This is a genomic window from Paenibacillus sp. CB74 (assembly GCF_055687625.1).
On record NZ_CM146009.1, the window covers coordinates 1,947,007 to 1,972,988 of the forward strand.

19 protein-coding genes are annotated in these 25,982 nt (G+C 44.4%); 4 read left to right on the forward strand and 15 right to left on the reverse strand.

The window, feature by feature from the left end:
- Positions 1–7: 7 nt before the first annotated feature.
- The 3 genes from ACX9NY_RS08725 to ACX9NY_RS08735 all read right to left on the reverse strand — a co-directional run bounded on the left by ACX9NY_RS08725 (position 8) and on the right by ACX9NY_RS08735 (position 4,202).
- Positions 8–1,021: a cytochrome d ubiquinol oxidase subunit II gene (locus ACX9NY_RS08725; RefSeq protein WP_472478159.1), complete on the reverse strand. Its 1,014-nt coding sequence runs from the start codon at positions 1,019–1,021 to the stop codon at positions 8–10.
- Positions 1,021–2,385 carry a cytochrome ubiquinol oxidase subunit I gene (locus ACX9NY_RS08730; protein ID WP_339242739.1) on the reverse strand — a complete coding sequence of 455 codons (1,365 nt, stop codon included), beginning with the start codon at positions 2,383–2,385 and terminating at the stop codon, positions 1,021–1,023. Before ACX9NY_RS08730 ends, ACX9NY_RS08725 begins: the two co-directional genes overlap by 1 nt.
- Before the next feature lie 413 nt (positions 2,386–2,798).
- Positions 2,799–4,202 (reverse strand): MFS transporter, encoded by a 1,404-nt coding sequence (locus ACX9NY_RS08735; protein WP_472478161.1) that lies wholly within the window; start codon positions 4,200–4,202, stop codon positions 2,799–2,801.
- A gap of 109 nt (positions 4,203–4,311) precedes the next feature.
- Between ACX9NY_RS08735 and ACX9NY_RS08740 the strand changes: the two genes are divergently transcribed.
- Positions 4,312–5,187: a LysR family transcriptional regulator gene (locus ACX9NY_RS08740; RefSeq protein WP_472478163.1), complete on the forward strand. Its 876-nt coding sequence runs from the start codon at positions 4,312–4,314 to the stop codon at positions 5,185–5,187.
- Positions 5,188–5,217: 30 nt separating this feature from the next.
- Complete coding sequence (locus ACX9NY_RS08745) at positions 5,218–5,784, forward strand: GNAT family N-acetyltransferase (RefSeq protein ID WP_472478165.1); 567 nt, start codon at positions 5,218–5,220, stop codon at positions 5,782–5,784.
- 89 nt (positions 5,785–5,873) lie between these two features.
- Here ACX9NY_RS08745 and ACX9NY_RS08750 read toward each other — a convergent pair whose 3' ends face one another.
- The 4 genes from ACX9NY_RS08750 to ACX9NY_RS08765 all read right to left on the reverse strand — a co-directional run bounded on the left by ACX9NY_RS08750 (position 5,874) and on the right by ACX9NY_RS08765 (position 9,769).
- Positions 5,874–6,845: a hypothetical protein gene (locus tag ACX9NY_RS08750; protein ID WP_472478167.1), complete on the reverse strand. Its 972-nt coding sequence runs from the start codon at positions 6,843–6,845 to the stop codon at positions 5,874–5,876.
- Positions 6,845–7,336, reverse strand: a complete 492-nt coding sequence (locus ACX9NY_RS08755; RefSeq protein WP_339302434.1) for an RNA polymerase sigma factor — start codon at positions 7,334–7,336, stop codon at positions 6,845–6,847. Before ACX9NY_RS08755 ends, ACX9NY_RS08750 begins: the two co-directional genes overlap by 1 nt.
- Positions 7,337–7,527: 191 nt before the next feature.
- Complete coding sequence (locus ACX9NY_RS08760) at positions 7,528–9,108, reverse strand: histidine-type phosphatase (protein ID WP_472478169.1); 1,581 nt, start codon at positions 9,106–9,108, stop codon at positions 7,528–7,530.
- Between the two features lie 241 nt (positions 9,109–9,349).
- Positions 9,350–9,769: a DUF3237 family protein gene (locus ACX9NY_RS08765; RefSeq protein WP_472478171.1), complete on the reverse strand. Its 420-nt coding sequence runs from the start codon at positions 9,767–9,769 to the stop codon at positions 9,350–9,352.
- Positions 9,770–9,911: 142 nt separating this feature from the next.
- Between ACX9NY_RS08765 and ACX9NY_RS08770 the strand changes: the two genes are divergently transcribed.
- Positions 9,912–11,114 carry an MFS transporter gene (locus tag ACX9NY_RS08770; protein ID WP_472478173.1) on the forward strand — a complete coding sequence of 401 codons (1,203 nt, stop codon included), beginning with the start codon at positions 9,912–9,914 and terminating at the stop codon, positions 11,112–11,114.
- Positions 11,107–11,751, forward strand: a complete 645-nt coding sequence (locus ACX9NY_RS08775; protein ID WP_472478175.1) for a TetR/AcrR family transcriptional regulator — start codon at positions 11,107–11,109, stop codon at positions 11,749–11,751. Before ACX9NY_RS08770 ends, ACX9NY_RS08775 begins: the two co-directional genes overlap by 8 nt.
- Positions 11,752–11,860: 109 nt before the next feature.
- On the opposite strand, the gene ACX9NY_RS08780 is transcribed toward ACX9NY_RS08775, so the two are convergent.
- The 8 genes from ACX9NY_RS08780 to ACX9NY_RS08815 all read right to left on the reverse strand — a co-directional run bounded on the left by ACX9NY_RS08780 (position 11,861) and on the right by ACX9NY_RS08815 (position 25,715).
- Positions 11,861–14,122: a glycoside hydrolase family 3 N-terminal domain-containing protein gene (locus tag ACX9NY_RS08780; RefSeq protein WP_472478177.1), complete on the reverse strand. Its 2,262-nt coding sequence runs from the start codon at positions 14,120–14,122 to the stop codon at positions 11,861–11,863.
- Between the two features lie 98 nt (positions 14,123–14,220).
- The gene (locus ACX9NY_RS08785; protein WP_215077816.1) at positions 14,221–15,141 is read right to left on the reverse strand and encodes a carbohydrate ABC transporter permease; all 921 of its coding nucleotides are present in this window, start codon (positions 15,139–15,141) and stop codon (positions 14,221–14,223) included.
- A gap of 15 nt (positions 15,142–15,156) precedes the next feature.
- Positions 15,157–16,098 carry an ABC transporter permease gene (locus ACX9NY_RS08790; RefSeq protein WP_339243073.1) on the reverse strand — a complete coding sequence of 314 codons (942 nt, stop codon included), beginning with the start codon at positions 16,096–16,098 and terminating at the stop codon, positions 15,157–15,159.
- A gap of 177 nt (positions 16,099–16,275) precedes the next feature.
- The gene (locus tag ACX9NY_RS08795) at positions 16,276–17,949 is read right to left on the reverse strand and encodes an ABC transporter substrate-binding protein (protein WP_472478179.1); all 1,674 of its coding nucleotides are present in this window, start codon (positions 17,947–17,949) and stop codon (positions 16,276–16,278) included.
- Between the two features lie 40 nt (positions 17,950–17,989).
- Positions 17,990–19,651, reverse strand: coding sequence for an ABC transporter substrate-binding protein (locus tag ACX9NY_RS08800; RefSeq protein ID WP_472478181.1), 1,662 nt, complete (start codon positions 19,649–19,651; stop codon positions 17,990–17,992).
- A gap of 121 nt (positions 19,652–19,772) precedes the next feature.
- A complete protein-coding gene (locus ACX9NY_RS08805; protein ID WP_472478183.1) occupies positions 19,773–21,512 on the reverse strand; it encodes a sensor histidine kinase in 1,740 nt (579 codons plus the stop codon).
- Positions 21,494–23,080 (reverse strand): response regulator, encoded by a 1,587-nt coding sequence (locus ACX9NY_RS08810; RefSeq protein ID WP_472478185.1) that lies wholly within the window; start codon positions 23,078–23,080, stop codon positions 21,494–21,496. The genes ACX9NY_RS08805 and ACX9NY_RS08810 overlap by 19 nt, the downstream gene beginning before the upstream one ends.
- 322 nt (positions 23,081–23,402) lie before the next feature.
- Positions 23,403–25,715, reverse strand: a complete 2,313-nt coding sequence (locus tag ACX9NY_RS08815) for a glycoside hydrolase family 95 protein (protein ID WP_472478187.1) — start codon at positions 25,713–25,715, stop codon at positions 23,403–23,405.
- Positions 25,716–25,982 lie beyond the last annotated feature (267 nt).

Consider the following 25,982-nt stretch of genomic DNA (forward strand, 5'->3'; position numbering starts at 1 on the left):
TCCTCCTTTATTTTTTCCCTTTCACATAATCCGCATCAAACAGGAACAGTTTGAAGACCAGAATAAGAGAAGGAATTAACAGGCACAGCCCACCGATAAACACAACCACTAGCGCAAAACCCATTGCTGGCGGTGTGGCACTGCTCTGAATCGTGATATATGGATCAAGAATATAAGGATACTGCCCAATGCCGTAAGCGAAAAAGGCTGTGAAAAATTGCAGCATAATGAAAATAAAAGCTAATCCGTAACGGCGACCGTTATATAACAGCCACATGGCAATCATGAAAAATGCAACGGATAGCGCCAGCAGCCACCATAAATCCATCATGTTTTGAAAATGACGCTCATTGTGTTGACCCAAATAGATAAATGCAGTCAGCGCGAGAATAATGGTCGGTGTACTCCAGAACAGAGCATAGTTACGCATCAGTTTTAATGCCGCATGATCCTCTGCCCGAGAAGCGTAAAATGTAAGAAATGATCCGCTAATGAACAATACGGATACGATGGCGAGTCCAACGATGCTCCACGATAACGGATTGGTGAACAGCGCCCAATAATCCAGGGAAACCGTCTCCCCCTGCTTTAGAATAAAACCACCTTCAGACAGTGTCAGTGCCACTGACAACGATGCCGGGATAAGCAAACCCGTAGCTCCGTATAAAAACAAATATACAATGTTATTTTTGGAACCGTAATTCTCAAAAGCATAAAACGACCCCCGAATAGCAAGCAGAATGACGGCAATACTTCCCGGGACAAGCAGCGCGGAGCCATAATAATAAGCGGTATCCGGGAAAAACCCGACGATGCCAATATAGAAAAAGACAAAAAATACGTTGGTGATCTCCCACACCGGTGATAGATAACGGGAGATCAGACGATTAATCAGATGATCCTGCTTTGTCAGGCGTGCATAAAAGGCGAAAAAACCTGCTCCAAAATCAATCGAAGCTACAATAAGATAGCCATACAAGAACAGCCAGAGTACCGATATACCAATTAATTCATAACTCATCAGGCCTGCTCCCCTCCCTTGGCTGATTGATCACGCTTCTCTTTCAACCATTTCTCCATCTCAAGCTCAGCAGGATTGTTATTGAACAAACGTCTCAGCACGAGCACACAGATGACGCCAAGCACGATGTACAGAAGCAAGAAGACGAAAAATAAAATTCGTACACTCGGTGACGAAGTGGCGGCCTCTTCTACGCGCATATAACCTCGGATGATCCAGGGCTGCCGCCCGATCTCTGCATAGAACCAGCCCATCTCAACGGCCAGAAATGCAAGCGGTGCACTGAGTGCAACCATGCGTAGCATCCACTTGTTAAACTGGTTGCGTTTCTTCCAGAACACAAACAGGAAATACAGAGATGAGATCGCAAGCAGTGCGAAACCGATTCCAGCCATCAGATCAAACAAGTAATGCACAAGTAACGGCGGATGCTCATCGGGTGGAAATTCATTCAGCCCGGTTACCTCGGCGTTAAAGTCTCCAAAGGCAAGAAAGCTGAGCACTTTCGGCAAATGGAGAGCACCTATGATTTCATGCTCAGCATTCAGCCATCCTAATAAGATCAGATCCGCGCCGCTTTCCGTCTCGAAATGCCACTCGGCAGCCGCGAGCTTCTCCGGTTGATGCTCAGCCAAAAACTTGGCAGATACATCTCCTGCTAAGGAGTTTAATAAGCTGAAGACCAGAACAACGGCCATCATGAGGTTCAGGCCCTTTTTGTGGTAGGCTGACACCCCTTTTCTCAGCATCGCCAAGGCTGCAATTCCAGCTAACAGAGCAGCTCCTGTCAAATAGGCCGAGCTTAATACATGAAATACTTTGGAGAACGTCGCCGCATTCAGCATTGCTTGTACAGGATTCACTGCCAAGAATTGACCTGCTTCCATGACAAAGCCTTCAGGCTGGTTCATGAATCCATTTACTGTCGTGATAAAGACAGCAGACATCCCTGCCCCGGCAACAACTGGTATAGTCAGCAACCAGTGGATATAAGGATTTTTGAACCGATCCCACGTGTACAAATAAATGCCCAAGAAGATCGCTTCAAAAAAGAACGCGAATACTTCCATAAATAGTGGCAGTGCAATAACATTCCCGGCCAATTTCATGAAATTCGGCCACACCAGTGCCAATTGCAGCGATATCGCTGTACCTGTCACCACACCAACCGCCACAGATATGACAAATCCTCTGGACCACCTCTTTGCCATAAGTATGTAATGGTGATCCTTCTTCCGAATACCGATGAACTCTGCAATAGCAATCATCAAAGGTACACCAACACCAAGCGTTGCAAAAATAACGTGGAATCCGAGTGTCAAACCAGTCACCAGTCTGCTCCATAACACCGTATCAATAGCCATTCTTTATGTTGCCTCCTTTCAAAATCTGTTGATTTTTAGTGATAAATATTTGCTTATGATCAGGTCTGCTACTCACTGGTTGCATTTAATATCAGATTAGGACGTTCCTGTAATTCGTGTGTTTAGGATAAGAGAAAATTTTCACAAAGTACGCTACAACGATATGTTGTCACATGTACTTTGCGATTACTCCTGTTGATTCCTGATATTAAATGCATAGAAAATGCTATGCGAGACCTAATAATCAAAATTATTATATCTTTATTTTTACCTAATTCAATCAACGTCACGTCTTCTACCCTAAACGTTCAAGAAAGGATCAACTCTTTCTGACAACTTGGTGAAAAACAAAAAATACACCCAATAGAGCTATTGATTCATTGGGTGTAAACGTGGTATTGCACGTGGATTCACTATTTTATTTGCTTGCTTATTTGCTCTGGACTCACCGCATCTGCCTCGCCGCGTACGCTCATGATGATCAGTGATGCAGCCAATACCGTAAGGATAATTCCAAGCGTCTGAAATCCTGTCACATTGAATGTATCCCCCATAACGATACCAATCAATAACGATGATATGATGGTCCCCAGGTAGCGTGATGTATTAAAAATCCCCGATGAAACACCTATCATTTCTTTGGGTGTGCTTTTGAACAGAGCTGCTTGCATGCCAACCGCGTTTAGACCGTTACTTATGCCAAATAAAGCCAAGGCAACAATGACAACAAAGATTGGAGAAGTTTCATTCATGAATACGATGAGTACAGAGCCAATGGTCATTAACCAAGCTGATACGATTAAAGCTGGCCGTGATCCCGATCTGTCAATCCAGCGCCCTGCGATCGGAGCAATAATGACTGAACATAATCCCAAAGCCAGCATGCTCATTCCTGTATGAACTTCGTTGAGATGACGTACCTGCTTCAAATACGTTGGAACTCCAAAAAAAAGTGCGTAAAACAGGATGTTCACCAGCATGTATTGCACATTCACCCAAGTCATCTCGGGATATATGGCAAACGTTCGCAGAGGGATGAATGGCTTGGCTGCTTTTAATTCATGCCGGATGAACATGACAAGTGTAATTAACCCGATCCCTCCTGTCAGCAGATGCCATGTAGAAATATCTCCTGTAGAATTTACTGACAGTAATCCGATGAGCAGAGTCACCAAAGCTACCGTAAACATCAAGATGCCTGATGCATCAATTAATGCAAGCCATTGCCGAACCGACATGTGACTAGAGATCGATGGAGAAGACTCGTCCTTCGGAATTGTTTTCCAGGCGAACGCAAAGCTTGCCATGACAAATGGAATATTAACGATGAATATGCTGTGCCAGTCCCACCAATGTATCAATACTCCACCAATAAATGGCCCGATGGCAGCTGCTCCAGAGAGAAATATCGCCAAAGTAGACAATGCGGAGGCTTGCTTGTCAGTCACGTTAACTCTTACAATCGCCATTCCGACGGCCACCATCATACTTGTGCCAATCGATTGAACGATCCGGAATACGATGAGCCACGAAAAGCTCGAAGACCACGGAGCAAGCATGGACGATACGAAAACAATAACAAGACCCATGAGGAAGATCTTCCTGCGGCCAAACAAATCACTACACTTGCCCATGACGGGTTGAGCAACAGCACTGGCAATGTAAAATGATAAAATGATCCACGAAACGGCTGTAAAACCAAGTTGGTACACTTGTTGTAGCCTGGAGATTGCCACCGAAATCATGGAGGAATTCAACGGATTCAACATAATTCCGAGTCCAACAGCCAACATCAATCCTTTATTTCGAACGTTCATCGGTGCATCACTCCTTCTTCTGCTGTCATCTTACTTGAAAGTATTCATTTATTCCAACGCATTGTATGTTATGATTTGATGAACTTGAAGGAATGAAGGGATGTTGCATATGGAGCTTCTTCAACTAAAATATTTCCTGACGGTGGCCCGATGCGAACATGTTACGGAAGCTGCGGGAAGGCTACATGTTACGCAATCCTCTCTGAGCAAAACGATACAACGATTAGAGGAAGACCTGGGAGTCCCTTTATTTGATCGAATCGGGAGAAAGCTGCGACTAAACGACTTTGGAAGAACATTTCTTCAGCGAACTGAAAAAGCCCTATTTGAATTGGAACAAGGAAAGCGGGAAATCGCTGACCTCTCCAACAAAGATCAGGGTATACTGCAATTGGCGGTAACTACGGCAAGTACTTTGCCAGGTATACTACGAGAATTTCGCAAAAATCAACCGGACATTCAGTTTCATGTACAAATGGTTTCGTTAGAAAACATGTCCAGGCTTCTATATCGGGGCGAGGTGGATTTTGGTCTCTCCTCCCCTCCGATGCAAGGTGACGACATCGAATGTCAGATACTTTATGACGATCCGATCGTAGTCGCTGTTCCTATGGGTCATCGATATGCAGAACGAAGCAGCATTCAACTAGCCGAGCTTAAGGACGAGTCGTTTGTTGGGGTAAAACAAGGCTATGGTGTTCGTGATATGGTAGATTCTACATGTCAATCCGCTGGTTTTGTACCGAAGTATGTGTATGAAGGTGATGAGCCTGCACGATTAACAGCCCTTGTTGAAGCGGAGATCGGTCTTGCATTTATACCAAGCACAGCCAGAAACCCGCATGAACGCATTAGATATCTTCAGGTAGAGGAACATAGACTCGTTCGGGAAATCGCTCTACTTTCACATAAAAACAGGTATATTTCCAAAGCCGCTTTAGAGTTTCGCGGCGTGGTTATGGAGTATTTCAATGCTATGCCATGAATAAAAATTCAATTCAAAGGAGATGGCATTTTGAAATTAAAAGCAGAAAAGTTTGATCATATTTCAGAGACAGAACGATTAGTCATCAGACCATTACAGAAAAACGATTATGAGAATTGGTTAAATGAATTTGAAAAACGCTTGCCCTCCCAGCACCGCCATGATAAAGGGAAAATGGATATGAGTGAATGTACACTGGATTGGTTCCATCATCTGGTGGATCGACACCAGGAGTTAGCGCGTACAGATGCGGTTTATGTATTCGGTGTCTTTAGCAAGGAAGATGGCACACATCTGGGTATGGTTGATATTGCAACCTTGGCGAGAGATGATTTTCAATGGGGAAGCTTCGGATATACGATCCATAATCAGTATTGGCGAAAAGGTTACGGCAAAGAAGCTGTGAATGCAGCTCTTCATATTGCATTTGAACATCTGAAATTCCACCGTATAGAAGCCCATATTAATCTGGATAATACCCCTTCTGTAAAGTTAGCTGAAAGCGTGGGTATGGAATTTGAATGTGTCCGTAAAGGTTTCATACACGAAAATGATGAGTGGACCGATCATTTGGTGTATTACAAAAATTTTAATTAAACAACTCCTCCGATAATCTAAAGAGCGAACAAAGCACACTTAAGTGCCCTGTTCGCTCTTCTTCATTCAATCGTATCTCCGTGTTCTCCTTACTCGCCCAAGCTGTTCCAGAAGGATTGAAACGCGCCTTTTTCAACTTCGAGAAATGCAGGAACATTACCGTAACGAACCAAACCTTCACCGAACAAAACCAGTGGGACTTGTGTCGTATCTTTCAGCGTGAGGTAGATGATCTTGCGATCTTCCTTACCGTAGAGGCTCTCTTCCAATTCCGGACTCGTTGCAATTGGTTTAGCAGCAGATAACGCAGAGATGAAGCTTTCCAGTGATTCATCCGCTGCTAACGGCTGAAACTGCTGCTTTCCATTGTTCCAGCTATCAAACGTCTCCCATTGTGCCGAGGCAACGTTACCTTCGAGATGTAGCTTACCGATCAGGTCGGCACCCGTACCAATGGTGATCCCGTTGTTCTTGTCGAATAGTTGAGCATACACCTGACCATCGATCTCGGTGTAAGACATGATGCGGAAGTCTTTATCGTAACCATTCACCGCATAGATGTCTGCTTCGCCAATATTGGAAGCAAGTTCTGTGTATTTATCCTGACCGCTCAGCTCATGGATGCCGCCAGTTGTTGTGCCAAGCTTCTCGCCACGCAGGTTGAGTGCATGTGTGCCTTCAAGCAATGTTGGGGACTGTGTATAGATGTTTCCTCCATACACAACCAATTGCAGCATATCTGCCATCGCGCCTTTACCCTGTGAATCCGGCAATTCCATCTTTGGAATCACAATCGGATCAAACGACGCGCCCGGAGTCACCTCTGCCACCTGAGGAGTTGGTGCGGCTGGTCCATTGAATTGTTGCCACACACTCGGCGCAGCCAATCCAATGCTGGCAGCGATAACGACACTTGCTGCGATATATAGTGGTTTGCGTTGACGTTTTGGCCCCTGATGTTGCGTATTCAAAGCTTGCTCTACCCGTTTTTTCATTTGCTCGTTTGTTTTCATATGATTCACCGCTTTCTTGTAGTCTTGTTTGAATTGTTCTTCCTTCATTACAGTTCCTCTCCTTCCAGCTCCAGTTTTAACAGCTCTCTTCCTCGTTTTAATCTCATTTTCACTGCTGACTCGCTAATCTCCAGAATCTCGCTGATTTCTCGGATTGCATAATCTTCGTAATAATACAGATGAACCACCGATCTATACTTGAGGGGCAGTGACAGCACGAGTTCGATCAGCGCGTGATCTTCCGGGTTGTCCGCCGTAAGAGCATCGACACCCTCCAGCTTGACCTCCCGTTTGCGCCAGCCTCTGCCTAATAAGGATTTGCAATGATTGGTGATGACCCGAATCAACCATGCTTTTTGATGCTCTGCATCGTTGAATGTAGGGGCTTTTTCTATTAGTTTGATGAAGGTATCCTGAGTGGCTTCCTCCGCGTCTTCCCGTCTGCCAAGGTGCACCATGGCAATTCGGAACAGCGTATCCGCATATGTCTCATAGACTTTCATCACATGATCGCCCAGCTGGGGCACTGATCGCTGCATGGTTGTTATGCCCTCCTTTATACCTCTAACACTCCTAAGGACGGCATTTGGTCACATTTTGTTTTGGATTTTTTATTTATCCATTTTATTTAAAATGCAAAAAAAAGAAAGCAGCTCCATGGAGAGAGTCGCTTTCTTCATCTTTTTCGTCTTTATCTTTATCTTGTTATAATCGTATATCTTCTCCCCGACTAGAACTTCTTCTGTAAAAGCTCAATATTATCTTCCAAACTGCTGTCCAGTTCCACGCCTACCTTCTGCAGTTTGTTTTGGTAATATGTCTTCACATCATCCCATTTATAGTATGGGTAGGTCTTTGTTTCGATCGGAAAGGCGATTTCTTCCTCATTTCTAAGCATCTTTACGAGGACATCCTTACCATTGGAATACAAAATCCATTGGATGTTTGCTCCCATCGGTGAGATGACTGAGCCATTCCAGTTTTGGGTCACGTCCTGCGGTTTGTCGATACTCACATTAGCTCCGGCGATATCCAGGAATGAAGATAGTGGAATAATGGTTTCTGCGTGAGCAAAACGAAATATACCAGCCGTGTCCTTCTGCTGAATGGATTGTTCGGTAGACACGATTAATTCTTTGACCAGGGGTGCGATGATATTCTGCGGCAGATCCGTGGATTTTAAGGATGGACCTTTTTCATAAAAGTCATTGATATTATCAACGCTCTCATACCACTTTAACTGGTTGTTCGTAAAATACCGCCCGAATTCGAAGTCACCTTCTCCTTTAATATTCGAAGATATAATGTACAGTTCGTATAAATTAGAAGCAGCTTCCGTTGGGTTACTGAGTTTCACTTTCCCTTTTTCATCCTTCAACTCGAACTCTCCAGAATTCAATCGCTGATAAAAGTCTTCAGAGAAAAATTGCAAAAGGACGTCTTTTGCATACCGCGTTCCAGTGCTCTGTGTGACATAATCCTCGTATAACTTAACCCAGTCTCCATCTTCCACGTATTCGTTATACTTCGTAGCCAAGTCGTAGGGCCGCAGATAAGGGTCTTTCCCTTCTTCAAAGGCTGAAGCCACAATGTCTACCTTGTTATCTCGCAAACTTTCCTTTAATCCATCAATAAACTGATCTCTGCTCTGGGGCGTTCGATCTTTGAAGGTGGCCTGAGCGATTACTTTTTTATCTGATGTGAATAGTTCTTTGAAGTTCTGTCCGACTCTGCTTCCTATTCCTTTCAGTTCTTCTCCACCCGTAGTGGATAACAAGCCATAATGGTCTTTTTCGACTTTCATAAGCTTACCAAATTCCTTCTTCAGCTCTTTGCCCAGATTGGTAGCCTGCCCATCCTTCTCAGCGATGTCGAGCAGTTCATAGAGCGTCTTGTCGTACTTGGAACTGGATAGATGTCTGGAACCATGTCTGCCTATGTAATTAATAAATACGGGTTCATATCCATTAGGAGCTTTAGTATAACTCGTTTCCTTAAAAGGGTATGGCGTTTTGGTACCGCGGTATCCCTGCTGATCGTTAATTTTTGCTCCAACAAACACCGATTGGGTGTTGTTATCCCAGTCTACGTCTTGTCCCAGTGCCTCACCAACAGCTCTTGCCGGCACGTAAGTAACTCCATTGTAGAGAAAAGACTCTCCTTCCACCCTTTGTCCGTTCACGACTACATTAGCCGATTGTTCAGCAACTTCGATCATGCGTTTGGAACCTGCACCATATACGTCAAACATACTCGCAGATGTTAGCATGGTGAGTGATACGACTGAAATCCCGATTTTTTTGATCATCATATTGTTTAGTCTTCTCCTTAATCCGCCTATTATTGGTTTATTTTCGCTCATCATACTATAGGGGAGAAGTGTCTGCGCTGTATCCACCCTTTGTTAAATAAATGTAAAGGAATACATATAAAGATGGACATAAAATCGCATAACGAAAAAAAGAGCCGCTCCTTAGCGACTCTATCTCTTCATAACAGCATGTGATTTATCCGCGGCACACGAATAAAACAGTTTTCCTCTGTTCCGTGTATCAATGTGTCCTATATATTTTTATATCTACTCCGGACTCCGTTGGATACCCCTCTCCAACAAGTGTCTCACGGTTCAAAAAGGATAAGGCTCTACTGTCCGTAATCATTTTGGGAGAAGTCCGAAATAAAGCAGTGTTCAGCGTTTTATCGATGTTTCCGTTGTTTTCGATATAAATTTTGCAGCTATCTCCTGTGTGATCTGTCCCTTGAAGCATGTATCTTGCCGATAGCGTATGCGGGTCACCATTCTTCCCGATAATCTGAGTATCCACGCCTCCATCCAGCACTATTCCCTCAAAGTACTTTCCGGTTACACGACCTGTAAAAGTAATCATGACAACTGAATTACCTTCGCTATTCTGTAAATCAAATGTTTTCTCGATGTTCACATGTACCGTAAACAGTTCCTCCAAATTCACGCGTTCCCACCTCCATATGAATTTAATTATAGCTCTACTCACCTAAAAAAGATTTACATTTACATATCTCATTCGAATCATTTAAAATGGTTTCCATACTGTAAAGGTTAACACAATGTTAATGAAGGAGCTTACGACAAGCATGAGTACATTACCAAAATCAATTCGCTTTCCACTATTCATTCTGATGTTAAATCTGTTTATCGCTTTATTGGGGCAAGGGATGCTTATTCCCATTTTGCCGGAGTACTTGAAGCTCTTTCATGCGGGAGGTACCGTCGCCGGATTTCTAGTGGCAGCCTTCGGGGCAGCTCAATTCTTCTTTTCACCACTGGGAGGAAAATTATCTGACCGCTTTGGACGTAAAAAGTTGATCATGGCCGGCATGTTTCTTTCCGTTGTCTCGGATGTGATCTTTGCACTTTCAACCGCTCTGCCTCTCTTGTATGTCGCACGAATTATCGGGGGAATCAGTCTTGGTTTAATGGTTCCTGCGAATCTCGCTTATGTCGCGGATATCACAACGCCTGAGACCCGTGCGAAAGGCATGGGTTATTTTGGTGCAGCCATGAATTTGGGAATGGTGCTCGGGCCTGGTCTGGGTGGTCTCATCGCCGAGATGGGGATTCGTATGCCTTATTTCTTCGCTGCTGGTCTGGGACTTGTTGCTGCACTGATGACGCTGCTACTGCCTGAGACACTTCCCCCGGAAAAAAGAACCGTCTCCATCCGACTTCAAAAGGGAGATCACTTGGGTAAGAAAATCTGGAGTTCATTTAAAGTACCGTATTTTAAATACTTGATTGTGCTGCTCGTCATGACCTTTGGCCTCATGAGTTATGAGACCGTATTCGCGCTTTTTGCAGAACAAAAATACGGATTCAACGCTGCAACGATCTCCATCATTATTACCATGGGCGCAATTATCGGTATTGTTGTGCAAATCTGGCTTTTGGATTGGTTCGTACAGCGAATCGGTGAAATTAAGCTAATCCGTCTTTCCTTAATTATTACGCCCATCGCTTTATTATTAATGTTAATTAAAGTAAACCTGACCTTTCTGTTATTCGCTTCTGCGTTATTCTTTGCCTTTAACTCGTTTTTGCGGCCTTCACTCAGCACGTTAATATCCAAAAATGCAGGAGATCGGCAAGGCTATGCATCGGGTCTGAATACGACATTCTCCAGTCTCGGGACGGTGATTGGTCCGCTGATCGCAGGACTATTGTTTGACAAAAACATAAACTTCCCGTATATTTTTGGTGCAATTATGCTCCTCGCTTCTCTCGGACTTACCTTGAACGCATTTCGTTCGAAGAAAGGACAACGGTATACAAGTGAATGAAAACTGGCATCAACAATTGGGAAATAAACATCGTGATGATTTGATTGCAGCAGGTAAGGAGCTTTTTTTGAAGTATGGATTGATGCAAGTAAAAATTAAAGATGTATGTACGAAAGCTGAACTTAGCAGAGTGACATTTTATAAACATTTTCAGTCTATGGATGAGCTTCTTCTGGCCATTCAGATGCAACTGATTGAACATTTAACGGATGAGGTTAGCCTTACATCGGTGAAGGACATGAACGGGCGAGAACAACTCACGGTGATGTTGAATGCATGGGTTGTTTATGCCCAGGATCATCCAGACTACATCCGGTTTATTCAATTATTTGATATCAACTATGAGATGTATGATTTTAGTCCTGAATTAAGAGAAACATACGATCGATTCAACCAGAATGGGAAAGAAAATCATTTCCTGATGGGCGCTTTATCCCAAGGTGTTGTTGACGGCAGTATTAAGAATCCGTCCCCTCCGCTCGATCTGGCTCAGTTTATCTTCACCACGATGATGGCCATGCTCCAACGTATGGTAACGATTCGTGCTGCTCATGATCATGCATTGGATATGCGGATGACGGAGCAATTTGTGAAGATGCTGCTCCAATTTGTTTGCAGCGAAGAAATATTCGAGTGATGGCGTGGTAGATGAATCGTTGAAATCAACGTTTAGTTTAAAATAAAAAGACGGATTCCGTATGCTGGGATCCGTCTTTTTTCTTCATTTTCTCTACATTGATTGACCTTTAATCCGTTTGAACGGGCAACTGTCCTCCAGCTTTCAATTGACCAAGTAAAACTTTGATCCCGGCAGACGTATTTGGCTCCTGCTTTCCATACACCGCAAGCCCTGAGCGCACGTTCTGAAGATAGATCATCTCGTAAGGGTTACCCAATGACAACAGCGTATATCGCAGATTACTCTTGTTCAGTGCATTAATCAAGGTTTGATAATCGCTCCAACCGAACTGGCTGGCTACATTCCGGAATTGGTAAGAAGCAAGAATGACATAATTCGCTTTGCCAATCGCCTGGAGCGTTTCATTCATTTTGCCTTGTCCAACAAGTGCAATTTCAGTCTTTAACGACAGGTTATTAGCAGCTTGCAACAGTTGTTTTTCAAGCTGATTCGCCTGATCCTGCTCGGCTGCGACAATCACAACCCGATCGCCTTGCTGAATTTGATCTGGAAGCATAACTTCGCGACTGCTGAGTACGGTGACCGCTCGTTCTGCGATTTTCTGCTCCACCGCTCGATGCTCCTTCGATCCAATAATACCGTTAAGCAGATTTAGCTTTTGCGCAAGAGTCTGGTTACGTTCAAACAAACCATATTTCGCTTTCATCTCCAGGATTCGTTTCACAGATGCGTGTATAGTTTCATCCTTGATCGTTCCATTGTTCACCGCATTCACCAGCGTTTGATGGGCCACTGCTGAATCTTTTGGCATAAGGATGATATCAACACCTGCGGAAACGGCGCGTTCTACCGATGTATTCTCCCCAAAATGCTCCGCAATGGCATTCATGGTGAATGCATCGGAAATGATGAGACCTTTATATCCCAGTTCTTCGCGAAGAAGTCCTGTCAGTACTTTTTTCGATAAGGTAGCTGGAATCGGCACACGTTCACCGTCTTTGAGCGAAGTGACATGTTCGTTATCGATGGCAGGAAAAGCAATATGCGCGGTCATAATCATCTCTACCCCGTTTTCAATCGCAGCTCGAAATGGTTTTAATTCAACCGCATCCAATCGCTCGCGATGATGAGTTAGTACAGGCATTCCGAGATGGGAGTCTACCTGCGTATCTCCGTGACCCGGAAAATGCTTCACTGCCGCCATCACCCCGGATTGCTGCAAGCCCTTTATCGTTGCGAGACCTAGCCGCGTTACCAAATCTGGCTCCGAGCCAAACGAGCGTATACCAATAATGGGGTTATCCGGATTACTGTTGATATCCAGCACTGGCGCAAAGTTAATCTGAATTCCCAGTGCCTTCAGTTCCTCCCCAGTCAGCTGACCAGCCGCTTCGGCAAGCGCTGCATCTCCAGTTGCGCCCAACGCCATCTGACCTGGCAGATTCGTACCGCCTGGTATTCGCTTAATCACACCACCTTCTTGGTCGATACTAAGAAATAGCGGAATGTCACCTGCTTCTCTTTGCATATCATGTGTGAACGTTGTAAGCTGCCTTGCGTCAACAATATTTTTGTCAAAAAGAATAAGTCCGCCCAAGTCTTGATCATGGATACTGCGTTTCAGCCCCTCATTAACGCTCGTCGTCGCTTTACCATTCCATTGCCTAACATCGGGCATAAGCATCTGACCCACTTGCTCACTTACCGTCATATAAGATATCAGCTTATCCCAATCTTGCGCCCGAATGGCTGCTTCGCGTTCGAAGCGAATGACTCTCGCCATGAATACGGCATATTCAGCGCGCGTGAGTGCTTGATTTGGACGGAAAGTGGCATCCGAATAACCACCGACCAAGCCGTTGGAACTCATAATAAGAATAGGCGCTGCCGCCCAATGCTTGTCCGTATCGGTCCATTTTGCGGGCTTCTTACCTTCCGAGAGTGAATATGCCCTTGTAAGGAAGGCCGCAGTCTCTGCGCGGCTAAGCGGTGCATCCGGACGGAAGGTTCCGTTAGGGAAACCACTCGCAAGTCCATTTTTAGCAGCTATCATGATTTCTCGATGGAAAGGGTGTGTCGTTGGAACATCCGAATAGGTTGTGCCATCCACTGCTCTCTGAAGCTGATCTGGATAAAGCTCCCGTACCATAAAAGTGACGGCTTGTGCCCGTGTCACAAGTGCCTCAGGCTTGAAGATCCCATTACCATATCCGGCTACTGTTCCCCGTTTCGCCATATACGTGATGCCATCCTCTGCCCACTTTGAATACTTAAGATCAACAAAATTTTCTTCCGCAGCTGCCGTCCCCACCCCTATAAGCACAGTTCCGAGGACGGCACCAATCATCGTCATCCATTTTACATGCATTTGTTTCACTCCTGTTGTTATTCTATGGATGAATAGACGCGAATACGGTATCGTTTGTTGCGTTGACATAATTCAATGAAATGATATGCAGATCATGACTATCCCTTCACGCCACCAATCGTCATGCCCTGTACAAAGTATTTCTGCAAGAACGGATACACCATCAGAATAGGAACACTCGCAATAATGGTCATCGTCGCTCGAATTGATGTTGGCGTAACCGCCGTTGCATTGCTCTCGGCAGACTGATAAGCATCACTTGCTGATGAAGTCGCTGAGGTCGTTGAAGTTTGCAGAATCTTCATTAATTCGTATTGCAACGTGCTTAATTCTTTATTGGAAGAGTTGTAGAGGAATACATCGAACCAGGAATTCCATTGCCCAACGGCTACAAAGAGTGATACGGTTGCCATTGCGGGAATCGTTAGTGGCAGGACAACACGGATAAATGTCGTGAACTCCCCTGCCCCATCTATACGGGCTGACTCCAGAATGCCTTCCGGAAGACCTTCAATAAAAGAACGGATGACGATCATATTGAATACACCGATTACACCCGGAATGATATACACCCAGAAAGAACCGATCAATCCAAGGTCTCGAATCAGCAGATAACCGGGGATCAAGCCCCCGCTGAAGTACATGGTGAACACAAAAAACATTGTAACGAACTTACGAAGCACAAATTCCTGACGACTAACCGTATAAGCAAGCATGGCTGTACAGAAGACGGAGACCACGGTTCCAATGACCGTACGCAGGGCCGAGATCAGCGTTGCGTGATAGATATCGGATTCGCCAAAAATGTATTTGTAATTGTCCAGTGTCCATACACGGGGCCATAGATATATTCCCCCCCGAATGGCATCGTTCGCATTATTGAAGGATACCGCAATCATATTAACAAAGGGATAGATCGTCACAATCATCAGACATACCATGAAGATCATGTTAATGGTGTCAAACGCTCGATCCCCGGTGCTGCTATTCCGCAAGCGGGATGTGTTTCCTTTTCGCATGGTATAGGCCTCCTTTTAGAATAGTCTGCTCTCTCCCATTTTTTTCGCTATATAGTTCGCAGAGAAAAGGAAGACAAAACTGACCACAGTTTTGAATATGCCGGCTGCTGTACCCAAGGAAAAGTTCCCCATCCCTAATCCATATTTCAGTACAAAGATGTCCAGATTCTCCGAATAATCCATGTTCATCCCGTTACCTAGCAGATATTGCGGCTCGAATCCGGATTCCAGAATACTTCCCATGTTCATGATCAACAAGATCACAATAACCGGTTTCAAACCAGGCAGCGTGATATATAACATCCGTTTGAAGCGACTGGCTCCATCGATCTCGGCAGCTTCATATTGCGCTGGATCAATTGCCGTAATCGCTGCCAGATAGATAATAGTGTTCCACCCGACATCCTTCCACACCTCGGTTGCCCCAAGAATACCCCAGAAGTATTCACCTTTTCCCATCCATAGTACCGGACTATCAATCAGGTGAAGCTTCATCAGGAGCAGGTTGATAATTCCGTCTGGTGACAGTACGGTTAATACAATGCTGGAGGCAACAACCCACGAGATAAAGTGAGGCAGATAACTAACGGTTTGCACAAAGCGTTTAAATATGACATTTTTCAGTTCATTCAACAAGAGGGCCAGTGTAATTGCTGTCACAAATCCCAATACCAGTTTAATGGAACTCATGACAAGTGTGTTGCGCAGCACCCGGTAGAAGGTATTGTCTTCAAATAACGTACTAAAATGCTGCCAGCCTACCCACTGCTGATCCGAGAAGGATCTCGCCGGTTTGAAATTCTGAAAAGCCATGGTCCATCCCCATAACGGCAGGTACTTGAAGATAAAAGCCCAGATGACAAAAGGTATACACATCCAGGCCAGTGTTCGTTGTTGCACAAGACGTTTGAAGAATGAATGTGCTCTGGTTCCCTTCGGATTCGAGGCTGGCGGCATCGAGTTAAGGGAGACATTAGGTTTCTCCACGGTGAACCTGCTCCTTTCCTATGCTGTTCATCATGCGAGGAGAAACCGGAGTTTATGTTCTTTCGTCTTCTCCTGCGCATGTACAGTTTGTTTTAACGAGTTTGTTCAAAAAAAGGAATTCTTGAACACGTACTTAAAGTGTTCGTATCACCATTTTCCTGCGACTCGATCCTTCACAACTTTGGTAATGGTCGCTTCATAACCAGCTTTGTCCAATTTGTTCAATTCAGCCATATAGGCATCCCACAGCTTATCAAAATTCGAGGGTGCTCCCAAGATCATTTCCGGCAAGTATTTACGTTGCAAATCATCCGATTTGGTCGTGAAGATCTGTTCAGGTGATCCTTGCTCCAATGCGATGGACCAAGCCGGGAACCAAGGCCGCTCTTCCGGTTTGTTGAACAATTCACTAAAAGTTTGGATACCGTAGGCTTCAAGGAATTTCTTGTCTCCCTCGGTGTAAGATGCAGCGGCCACTTCCGGCTGGTTGCCAGGGCTATAAGCGTTACCATCGGTTAGTGTAGATTCACCGCCATATTTCGGCCAATCTGTACCAAAGTAGGTGAACCCGAATTTACGGCTGAGCTCCAGATCATCATGAGCCTTGCGTTGATCTTCATTTGCATAATAAAAGCGACCCTTTTCATCCACACTGTACGTCTCGTCCTTGATGCCCCATTGCACCAGAACCTGATTCTCTTCCTTCAGCAAATTATCAAAGTATTTGATGATACGAACAGGGTCTTTGGCGTTCACCGAGATACCGGTTGCATAGTTGTTAACGAAGCCGGGAGGATCAACATATTGATCCTTAATTCCTTCATCAAACACGATCGGAAGTGGTGCATAGCGCTTCTCATCAATGCCTGCCGAGAGCAGGTTTTTCGACGCATCCCCAATCTGCCAGCCATAATTGAAGTATCCTAACACACGACCCGAAGTCAGTTTGGCCAAATACTGGTCTTTGTTCATCGTAAAGGATTCCGGATCCAGCATCCCTTGAGCATTAATCTCATTTAACTTCTGAATCCATTTTTTCTGAGCATCTGTTCCGGCGACGACTTTCGCCTCATGGGTAGTCATGTCCACCATGACACTGCCATCGTTCGGATAACCGGCGAGATGCATCGCTGGATTCTGCAAGGTGAAGAAGTTATTGGCCACACCTGCAAGTGACACAAATCCGATCGTCTCTGCACCATCAACTGTTGGATGTTTTTCCTTGTAATCCTGAATCAGATCAAAATATTCATCCAGTGTAGTGATCTTAGGATAATTAAACTCTTTGAGCACAGAGCGCTGAATCCAGAAGGCTCCCCCACCAACATTTGGACTACCTGAATACTCACCCTGATTAGCCGTATAAGGCAGCGCATAGATTTTTCCGTCTTCTGCATTTTTCATTTTATCGAAGTATGGTCCATATACCCGTTTGATATTAGGGCCGTATTCCTCAATCAGATCATCCAGCGGAATATAGGCCCCGGCATCCAATAACTTGGACATCTCACCACTGGAGCTAATGACATCAGGATAGTCTCCACTGGCGATCATGACACCGGCTTTTGTCGCACTATCACCTACCAGATATTCCAACTTCCAGTCCACACCTGTTTGTTCTTGCAACACTTTACCGATTGTTGTTTCGCTTGCCAGAGTATCCTTCTTGCCTGGAGAGAACATGTAATACGAGAACGTGACTGGACTGTTCTCATCATCACCTGTGGCTGAAGGTGATGACGAATTGTTCTGATTGCACCCAGCCAGCAAAACGGTCACTAATACAGCTAAACTTGCTATTCTAACTTTCGTTTTTAACATGTGAATATCCCCCGTTCCTTATCGTCTCTATGGATTGCACTCACCATTTGCCAGCTACACGATCCTTCACTGCCTGTGTTATCGTAGCTTCGTATGTTTTCTTGTCCAGTTGATTCAATTGACTCATATACTCATTCCATGTGTTCTCGAAAGTGGAAGGCGCATCCATAATCATTTTGGGTAAATATTTCTTCTGGAGATCTTCTGCCTTGGTGATGAAAATCTGTTCAGGAGAACCTTGCTCCAGTGCAATGGACCATGCAGGAGACCAAGGACGCTCATCCGGCGTGCTGAATAGTTCTGTGAATGTCTCCACACCATATTTCTCTAACAACAGCTTGTCACCGTCCGTGTAACTAAAGGTAGCCACTTCTGGTTGATTGCCTGGTCCATAGGCGTTGCCATCCTCCAGTACAGAGTTATTGCCGTAACGAGGCCAGCTGTAATTAAAATAGTCAAAGCCGAACTTACGACTTAATTCGGGATCTTCATGTGCCTTGCGTTGGTCATCATTTTTGAAATAAAAGCGACCTTCGTCATTCACACTATACGTCTCGTCCTCAATGCCCCATTGCACCAGAATCTGGTTTTCTTCCTTGAGCAAATTATCAAAATATTTAATAATTCGCACGGGATCTTTGGCATTGACGGTAATTCCAACACCATAATTGTTCACAAAACCTGGCGGGTCCACATACTGGTCTTTGACACTGTCATCAAATACGATCGGTAGAGATACGTAACGTTTTTCGTCAATACCAGCCTTCTTGAGGTTGTTCGTTGCGTCTCCAACCTGCCAGGAGTAACTGAAATATCCCAGAACCCGACCTGACGTCAACTTGGCGAGATACTGATCCTGGTTCATTGTGAAGGATTCGGGATCAAACATCCCCTGTGCGTTAACCTCGCTCAGCTTCTGAATCCATTGTTTCTGATAATCAGATCCGGCTACCAGTTTGGCTTCATGGCTCTGCATATCCACCATGACACTGCCATCGTTTGGATATCCAGCCAGATGCATGGCCGGATTTAGCAGGGTGAAGAAGCTGCCCGACTCACCCGCAAGTGTGGCGAAGCCGATGGTTTCTTTTCCATCGATCTGCGGATGCTTTTGCTTGTATTGCTCAATCAAGTCAAAATATTCGTCCAGCGTTTTGATCTTGGGATAGTTAAACTCTTTGAGCACAGCCCGCTGAATGTAGAAGCCGGTCTGGAAGTTAGGCTCTGACACATAACCAATGTTGGCTGTGTATGGCAAGAAATAGATCTTTCCATCCTCCTGTCTGAATTTGTCCATATAAGGCCCGTATACCCGCTTGATGTTAGGCCCGTATTGATCGATCAGTTCATCCAGTGGGATAAAAGATCCTGCATCCATCAACTTGGCCATTTCACCACTGGAGTCGATGATGTCGGGGTAATCCCCACTCGCAATCATGACACCTGCCTTGGTTGCACCGTCGCCGACCAGATATTCCATCTTCCAGTCAACACCTGTTTGTTCCTGTAACTTCTTGCCAATGGTCGTGCTGCTTGCCAGAATATCCTTCTTGCCACCGCCAAACGTGAAATATTTAAAGGTGACCGGGGTGTTGTCATTACTATCAGGATAAGAGGCTTCCGGACTGGCTTTATTGCAACCTCCCAGCGTTACAGCCAGTAAAATGGCCAGACCTGTTATAATGTTTCTTTTTCTAAACATGTAGCAATTGCCCCCTTCAAGTATTGTTTGTGTCTTTAAGCCTTCTCAATATATCAAGATAGCGCTTTCAAAGTTACCCATGAAAGTGTACCTCCTACTTTGAAAAGTATATCCCTCATATTTAGTCGCCTGGCATGGCTGATGGATCAAGTGGAAGCTTAATTTGGATACGTGTCCCTTCTCCTTCCCCTGTCTGGATGTCAAATGTAAAGTGATTTTTATAACAAAGTTTTAAGCGACTATACGCATTTTTCATGCCAACATGCTCTCCCATATCCGTGTTCTGATTCAGATAGCTCAGCAATTCTTCCAATCTAGCTTGTGACATCCCTATTCCGTTATCCGTTAGTCGGATAAGTAGGTGGTCAATTTCAGTTGAAACGAAGAGTTGAATGATGCCTACACCCGGAGATGATTCAATACCATGAATACTTGCATTTTCCACAAAGGGGAGAATTACCATCTTGGGGATTCGGTACATCAGTACCGCAGGATCAGCTTCAATGCTGTATTGGAGTTTGTCGCCAAAGCGATATTTCTGGATTTGCAAAAAACTCTCGATGAGTTCGAGTTCTTCCTTCACTGTCACATCATTCTGATTCCAACTGATCGACTTGCGAAACATCTTGGCCATGTTATGCACAATTTTGGCGGTCTCTTTCTCGCCCTTAATGAGGCTCCGCATCCGTACCGACTCCAGGGTATTGAACAAAAAATGAGGGTTGATCTGGCTATGGAGTGCATGAAGCTGAGCTTGCTGCTGTTTTAACTCTAGGTCTTTCTTCTGAATGTCAGCTAGATATACCTCATGAATCAAGTTATGGATCGTCTCGGTCATTCGATTGAATTCCATCGTGAGCTGACCGATCTCATCTCTTGCATCTTCAGGAGGAATCGTTTGAAAATTCTGTGTTTTCACTTTTTTCATATGTTTTAGAATCCGCACCAGTCTGACATGGATGGATCTGGACATGGCCGCGATGATGATGGAAGGCAAGACAAAATTAATGCAAGCAAGCCAAACCACGAAGGAACGGGACTTCCGTACCTCCTTCAGCACAATTTCTTCATCCATAACGCCATGCAGGGACCACCCTTCCAGATAGTTAATGCTTGTATACGTAAGTTCAAAGGGAATCATTTTGTTCGGAAACTGGATCTCACTGTAACGTTTCCCTATCAGAGATGCTTCTGCTGTATAATCATTTGAAAATTGGATGTGTCCTCCTGGATCAACTAAATACACTTTTCCGTCGAATCCGCTGTTGTGAAAATACTGCTTGATCGTCTCCATGTTGAGGTCAATTTTAAGTAACTGCTCTCTCCCCCCAGTGTCCAGATTGTCGAGCCTTTGTACCAGACTTAACATTTGATCAGATGAGATCAGAGCCGGATAAGGAGCGGAATATGTCTGAAATTGAACGTACCACTTAGAGCTTCGGACCACGTCATTTAAACGATCAATATAACCGGAAGATAGAATAGTAGGATTATCGGTATACACTTGATACCAGCGAATCCCCTGATTCAATTGACCGGAGAATTGCCCTTTCAGGTACGAATTATAAGCGTCAATGTACTCAAAATGACTTCGAAACGAACGCGAGATGGTGTCATTGAACACAGGATCCGTATATAACGAATAAGAGAGACCGACGCCCTGATCAATGGTTACACGCAGGTCGTTCTTCAGATTGTTCAAGGCCATGCCGGCATCACGAGTTTTCTGACTACGAATATTGGCGGATGTAACATTGTAGAACACCACATTGGTAACAACAATGGGAATAAACACGGACAGGACATACATCAGCAGTAGCTTATCTCGAAGCTTCATGTAATTCAGGTTCCATCTTGGCATTGTGCACCTCGCTGTTCATTTCCCATAAGAAGATTGCGATACTCTGTAGGCGATAACTTAACGAGCTTCTCAAACTGGGTTACAAAATAATCTGCATTCTGAAATCCCACGCGTGCAGCGACCTCGTACATTCTCAGATCCGTCTGCCGCAGTAACTTCTTCGCCTCATGAATCCGCAGGTTCAGCAGATAGTCATTGAAGTACTGATTGTAGCTTTTGCGGAATAACCGCCCAAGATAAACGGGATTCATGTAGAAGAGCGCAGCAATGCTTTTGAGATTGATGTTCTCGGTATAATTAGCATCAATATACCGTTTGATCCTGCTGATATCCCCTTTGGATCGCTCCATTCGCAAATGAGACACATAATGCTCGGCTTCCTCCAGCGCCATGAGAAAAGCATTCTTCAGTAGTCTTAAATTCCACCCTTCATGACTTTGTTGTGCCAGCTCCTTTAGCTGTTGCAGCCCTTCATCAGTACCATCCATTTCGTGGACTACAGCGAGAATACCCGTTATATAATGCAACAGAGAACCAGCTACAGCCTGAGGAGAAAATCGATTCATATGAAACAATTTGAATTTCTCTTCTACAATGTTTTGGTAAGCTGCCCTATCCCCCTCTTCCAGGCTCAAGATTAATTGATCTACCTCCTCCTGGTATACATTAAAAACAAACAGTGGTTTGTCTTTGATCTCCGTATAGCGCACGACACCACCAGTTTCTGCATATTTATGCTTGGCTGCTTCTTTAGCCGCCATAAGGGATTGTGGGATATCTCCAATCTCTTTGACGAGTGTTCCTGCGTAAAGACCGATGTCCAGATTAAGCTTTTTGCTCAGTGTTATATGAATAGAATGCAGCTTATCCTGTAACGCCATGCCACCTTGATCAGGTTTAGACCACAACATTAATAATGCAAACATGCCGTGCTGTTGCTCACTGATGAACATTTGGCATAAGTTACTCTCGAGAGATTGTACTGCTTCACGTACCTGTTCAATGGTAATTTTAATTTCATCTAATCCGGTCTGAAGTTCAATCAAAGTCATGAGCAGATTGGAATTATGATTGATTCCGAGCATCTCGGCATATCGAGGTTCATCCTGCTTCTGTACATGACCTTTGATCAGATCCTCCAACATGATGTTACTGGCCTGCCCCTCGGCCATGAGTATATGTTTTCTTTTGTTGCAAATGAGATTAGCCGACTTCTGCAACGTCGCCGTCAGTTCTTCATCATCAATAGGCTTCAGAATATAGTCATGAACACCGTACCTGATTGCCTGCTGTGCATATTTGAAGTCATGATAACCACTGATGATAATGAACACAGGTTCCAGATGAGGCATTTTCTCTACGGCACGAATAAGTTCCAGTCCATCCAGAATCGGCATACGAATATCGGTTATAATCACATCTGGCTGCAGGCGTTCAATCAGATCCAGTGCCTCTAGACCGTTCTCTGCCTCTCCGATAATCTCCATATCAAGATCATTCCAGCTTATGAGCTCATACAGCCCTTTTCGTACATACATCTCGTCATCTACCAGTAGTACTGATAACATCCTTTTGTCCCCTTTCTTCCAACGAAAATACCCCCGCCAGAAACTACTCTCCTCCCATCTGGAAGCGGTTTCATTAATTATACTCAAATATGTAATATGCTTACATTTTATAGGTTGCAATCTGTAATTTCATTGCATAGATCGCTATATTTATTGCGCGAAAGGACTATTAAAAACATCGATTTCACACCAAAAAGCCGTTGATTCGGCTTGAATCACTGGCTTTATCTTAGCTCAGAAAAGAAAAAGAGCGAATTCACCCGACAATTCTGTCGGGCGATATTCGCTCATGTAAATCGGTAACTTATTAATGATCATTCTATTAAATCCAGGTGTTTCCTTTCAATTCAATGATAGAATTGGGGCCAGGAAAGTTTAATTCTATCTTTTGGTCCAGATAGGACACGGTTACTCTTGTCTCTTCAATAGAACGAATTCTGGTATTTAACAGACGACCATTTTCCCATTCCAGATCTAATTCAAATCCGCCACGAGCCCGAATACCATGAATATATCCTGTTGGCCAGGCTGCGGGCAAAGCAGGTAACAATCGGAGTACTCCGTCATGGCTCTGGAGAAGCATCTCTGCTATACCTGCAGTACCTCCAAAGTTCCCATCAATTTGGAATGGAGGATGATCACAAAACAGATTGGGTAACGTGGAGGAACGTAGAAGTTCCACGATGTTATCGTGTGCAAGTTCCGACTCCTCTAATCGTGCCCACATGTTGAGAATCCACGCCCTGCTCCATCCGGTGTGTCCACCACCGTGTTCCAATCTTCTGTCGAGTGTTACGCGAGCTGCCTTAGCCAGATCAGGCGTGGCTTGCGCCGTAATTTGCGTTCCCGGATGCAAAGCGAATAAATGGGAAATATGTCTGTGGCCAGGTTCCAATTCATCATAATCGTTACTCCACTCTTGGATTTGGCCATGTTTTCCAATGGAGGTTTCCGGTATTTTGGTTAGCGCATTACGGAGCTGTTCTCCGAATTCCTGATCTTCTTGCAATATCCGGGTGCTCTCAATGCAGCGCGTGAAGAGTTCTCTAATAATCTGATTGTCCATCGAAGCACCAAAGCATAAAGCCCCCGATTCTCCATTATCTAAGATATAGCGATTCTCCGGTGAGGAGGAAGGACATATTACCCAATTGCCGGAAGGATCTTCTATCAGATAATCCAGAATAAACATAGCCGCATCTTTCATCGTGGCGTAAACTTTTTGAAGAAACTGAACATCCTGATTGTATTCATAATGGTCCCACAGATGTAATGAAAGCCACGCTCCTCCCATGGTCCAAAACGTCGATGTCATGCATACATCCTGCGGAGCAGCGTCAGCCCAAATATCCGAATTGTGGTGGGCGACGAACCCCCTGCATCCGTACATGATTCTAGCAGTTTCCTTTCCTCGAACATGCAGTCGCTCTATAAAATCAAACAAGGGAACGTGACATTCAGAAAGATTACAGCTCTCTGCGAGCCAGTAGTTCATCTGTGCATTAATATTAATCGTATATTTGCTATCCCATACAGGAAGCATGTCTTTGTTCCATATCCCTTGGAGATTTGCCGGTAAAGAACCTGGACGGCTGCTTGAGATAAGCAGATAACGACCAAATTGAAAGTATAGACTTATCAGTTCCGGATCATGTTTACCAGTTCTAAGCCGTTCAAGGCGCTGATCGATTGGAAGTTCGGAACAGATAACATCTGTATGATCATCTTCAAGATGTATATCCATCTTTTCGAATAAGGATTGATAATCCGAGACATGATCGGCGAGCAGTTCGTTATATGACTTTGTGGAAGCGGATTCAATTCTTCGGAGGCACTCTGCTTCGAGTTGTTCCTTGGGTATTCGGAAATCTGTGCAGGCCGAGATTAGAATAGTCGCTGAGTTACCATCCTTAAGAGAAAGCTGTCCGCTTGAATAATGAACCTGCCCCCCTTCAGATATAAGGCGAATCCCGCAACAAAATCGAATTCCTTCTTCTCCCCCACTTCTTCCTCGGATAATCAAGTTATTCGTTCCACGCTTCTCGATCCGATCCAGATAGGATTGGAAACCAACAGGATGTTTGAGAATATTGGACCATGATGATGATTCCAGAACAGTTCCCCTGCCAAAAATAGTGGAGAAAGATAACTTTCCAGGTACGCTGGATTTGAGATGAACAACGAGCACTTGATCCGGGTAGCTAGCAAAATAATCACGGCTGTATATGGATTGATCTACGGTATAATGCACGTTTACCTTACCATGTTCCAGATCGAGATGTCTTTGATAATCATTCGCTTCTTGTCCACTGTGATCCATAGCGATGTAAAAGTCGCCTAATGGCTCGTAATGTCTTTGCCCGTCAGGAACACCTACCAGAGTATCTGCTGCGAGTTCTTCTGCTTCACTAATCTTGCCATCAAAAATCAGGTTTCTGATCTGAGATAAAGATTCAAGGGCTTGAGGATTATTCCGCTGCATCGGGCCACCATACCACAGGCTATCCTCATTAAGCTGAATTCTCTCGATCTGTGTTTTTCCAAAAATCATGCCTCCAAGAGTTCCATTTCCGATAGGCAATGCCTCTTCCCATGTTCTAGCAGGTTGATTAAACCAGATATTTTTGGTCTTCACTTTTAACCCTCCAACGAAGTATAATTCCTCACATTTCTTCTCATGTTTAGTATGTTCCGTTCGTATGTTATTTTAAGTGTACTGTAATCTCAAGAGCATTTAAATGAACAAAACTAACTTGAATTATCACAATTTTATCGTAGCGAAAAGTGTTTAATCGTAAATTCCGAAGTAAACAGAAAAAGTGCGACTATCGCACCAACCATTTCGTTCAATCTACGCACCACCAGAAACGTATTTTTTCTTATGTTAATCGTATAGACAAAT

What these genes read in the sequence shown, in the direction of transcription:
- ACX9NY_RS08725 (WP_472478159.1), bottom strand. Translation starts at nt 1,021, where the DNA reads ATGAGTTATGAATTAATTGGTATATCGGTACTCTGGCTGTTCTTGTAT.
- ACX9NY_RS08755 (WP_339302434.1), bottom strand. Translation starts at nt 7,336, where the DNA reads ATGCAGCGATCAGTGCCCCAGCTGGGCGATCATGTGATGAAAGTCTAT.
- ACX9NY_RS08730 (WP_339242739.1), bottom strand. Translation starts at nt 2,385, where the DNA reads ATGGCTATTGATACGGTGTTATGGAGCAGACTGGTGACTGGTTTGACA.
- ACX9NY_RS08735 (WP_472478161.1), bottom strand. Translation starts at nt 4,202, where the DNA reads ATGAACGTTCGAAATAAAGGATTGATGTTGGCTGTTGGACTCGGAATT.
- ACX9NY_RS08770 (WP_472478173.1), top strand. Translation starts at nt 9,912, where the DNA reads ATGAGTACATTACCAAAATCAATTCGCTTTCCACTATTCATTCTGATG.
- ACX9NY_RS08790 (WP_339243073.1), bottom strand. Translation starts at nt 16,098, where the DNA reads ATGCCGCCAGCCTCGAATCCGAAGGGAACCAGAGCACATTCATTCTTC.
- ACX9NY_RS08760 (WP_472478169.1), bottom strand. Translation starts at nt 9,108, where the DNA reads ATGATGATCAAAAAAATCGGGATTTCAGTCGTATCACTCACCATGCTA.
- ACX9NY_RS08805 (WP_472478183.1), bottom strand. Translation starts at nt 21,512, where the DNA reads ATGCCAAGATGGAACCTGAATTACATGAAGCTTCGAGATAAGCTACTG.
- ACX9NY_RS08740 (WP_472478163.1), top strand. Translation starts at nt 4,312, where the DNA reads ATGGAGCTTCTTCAACTAAAATATTTCCTGACGGTGGCCCGATGCGAA.
- ACX9NY_RS08780 (WP_472478177.1), bottom strand. Translation starts at nt 14,122, where the DNA reads ATGCATGTAAAATGGATGACGATGATTGGTGCCGTCCTCGGAACTGTG.
- ACX9NY_RS08795 (WP_472478179.1), bottom strand. Translation starts at nt 17,949, where the DNA reads ATGTTAAAAACGAAAGTTAGAATAGCAAGTTTAGCTGTATTAGTGACC.
- ACX9NY_RS08750 (WP_472478167.1), bottom strand. Translation starts at nt 6,845, where the DNA reads ATGAAGGAAGAACAATTCAAACAAGACTACAAGAAAGCGGTGAATCAT.
- ACX9NY_RS08800 (WP_472478181.1), bottom strand. Translation starts at nt 19,651, where the DNA reads ATGTTTAGAAAAAGAAACATTATAACAGGTCTGGCCATTTTACTGGCT.
- ACX9NY_RS08785 (WP_215077816.1), bottom strand. Translation starts at nt 15,141, where the DNA reads ATGCGAAAAGGAAACACATCCCGCTTGCGGAATAGCAGCACCGGGGAT.
- ACX9NY_RS08810 (WP_472478185.1), bottom strand. Translation starts at nt 23,080, where the DNA reads ATGTTATCAGTACTACTGGTAGATGACGAGATGTATGTACGAAAAGGG.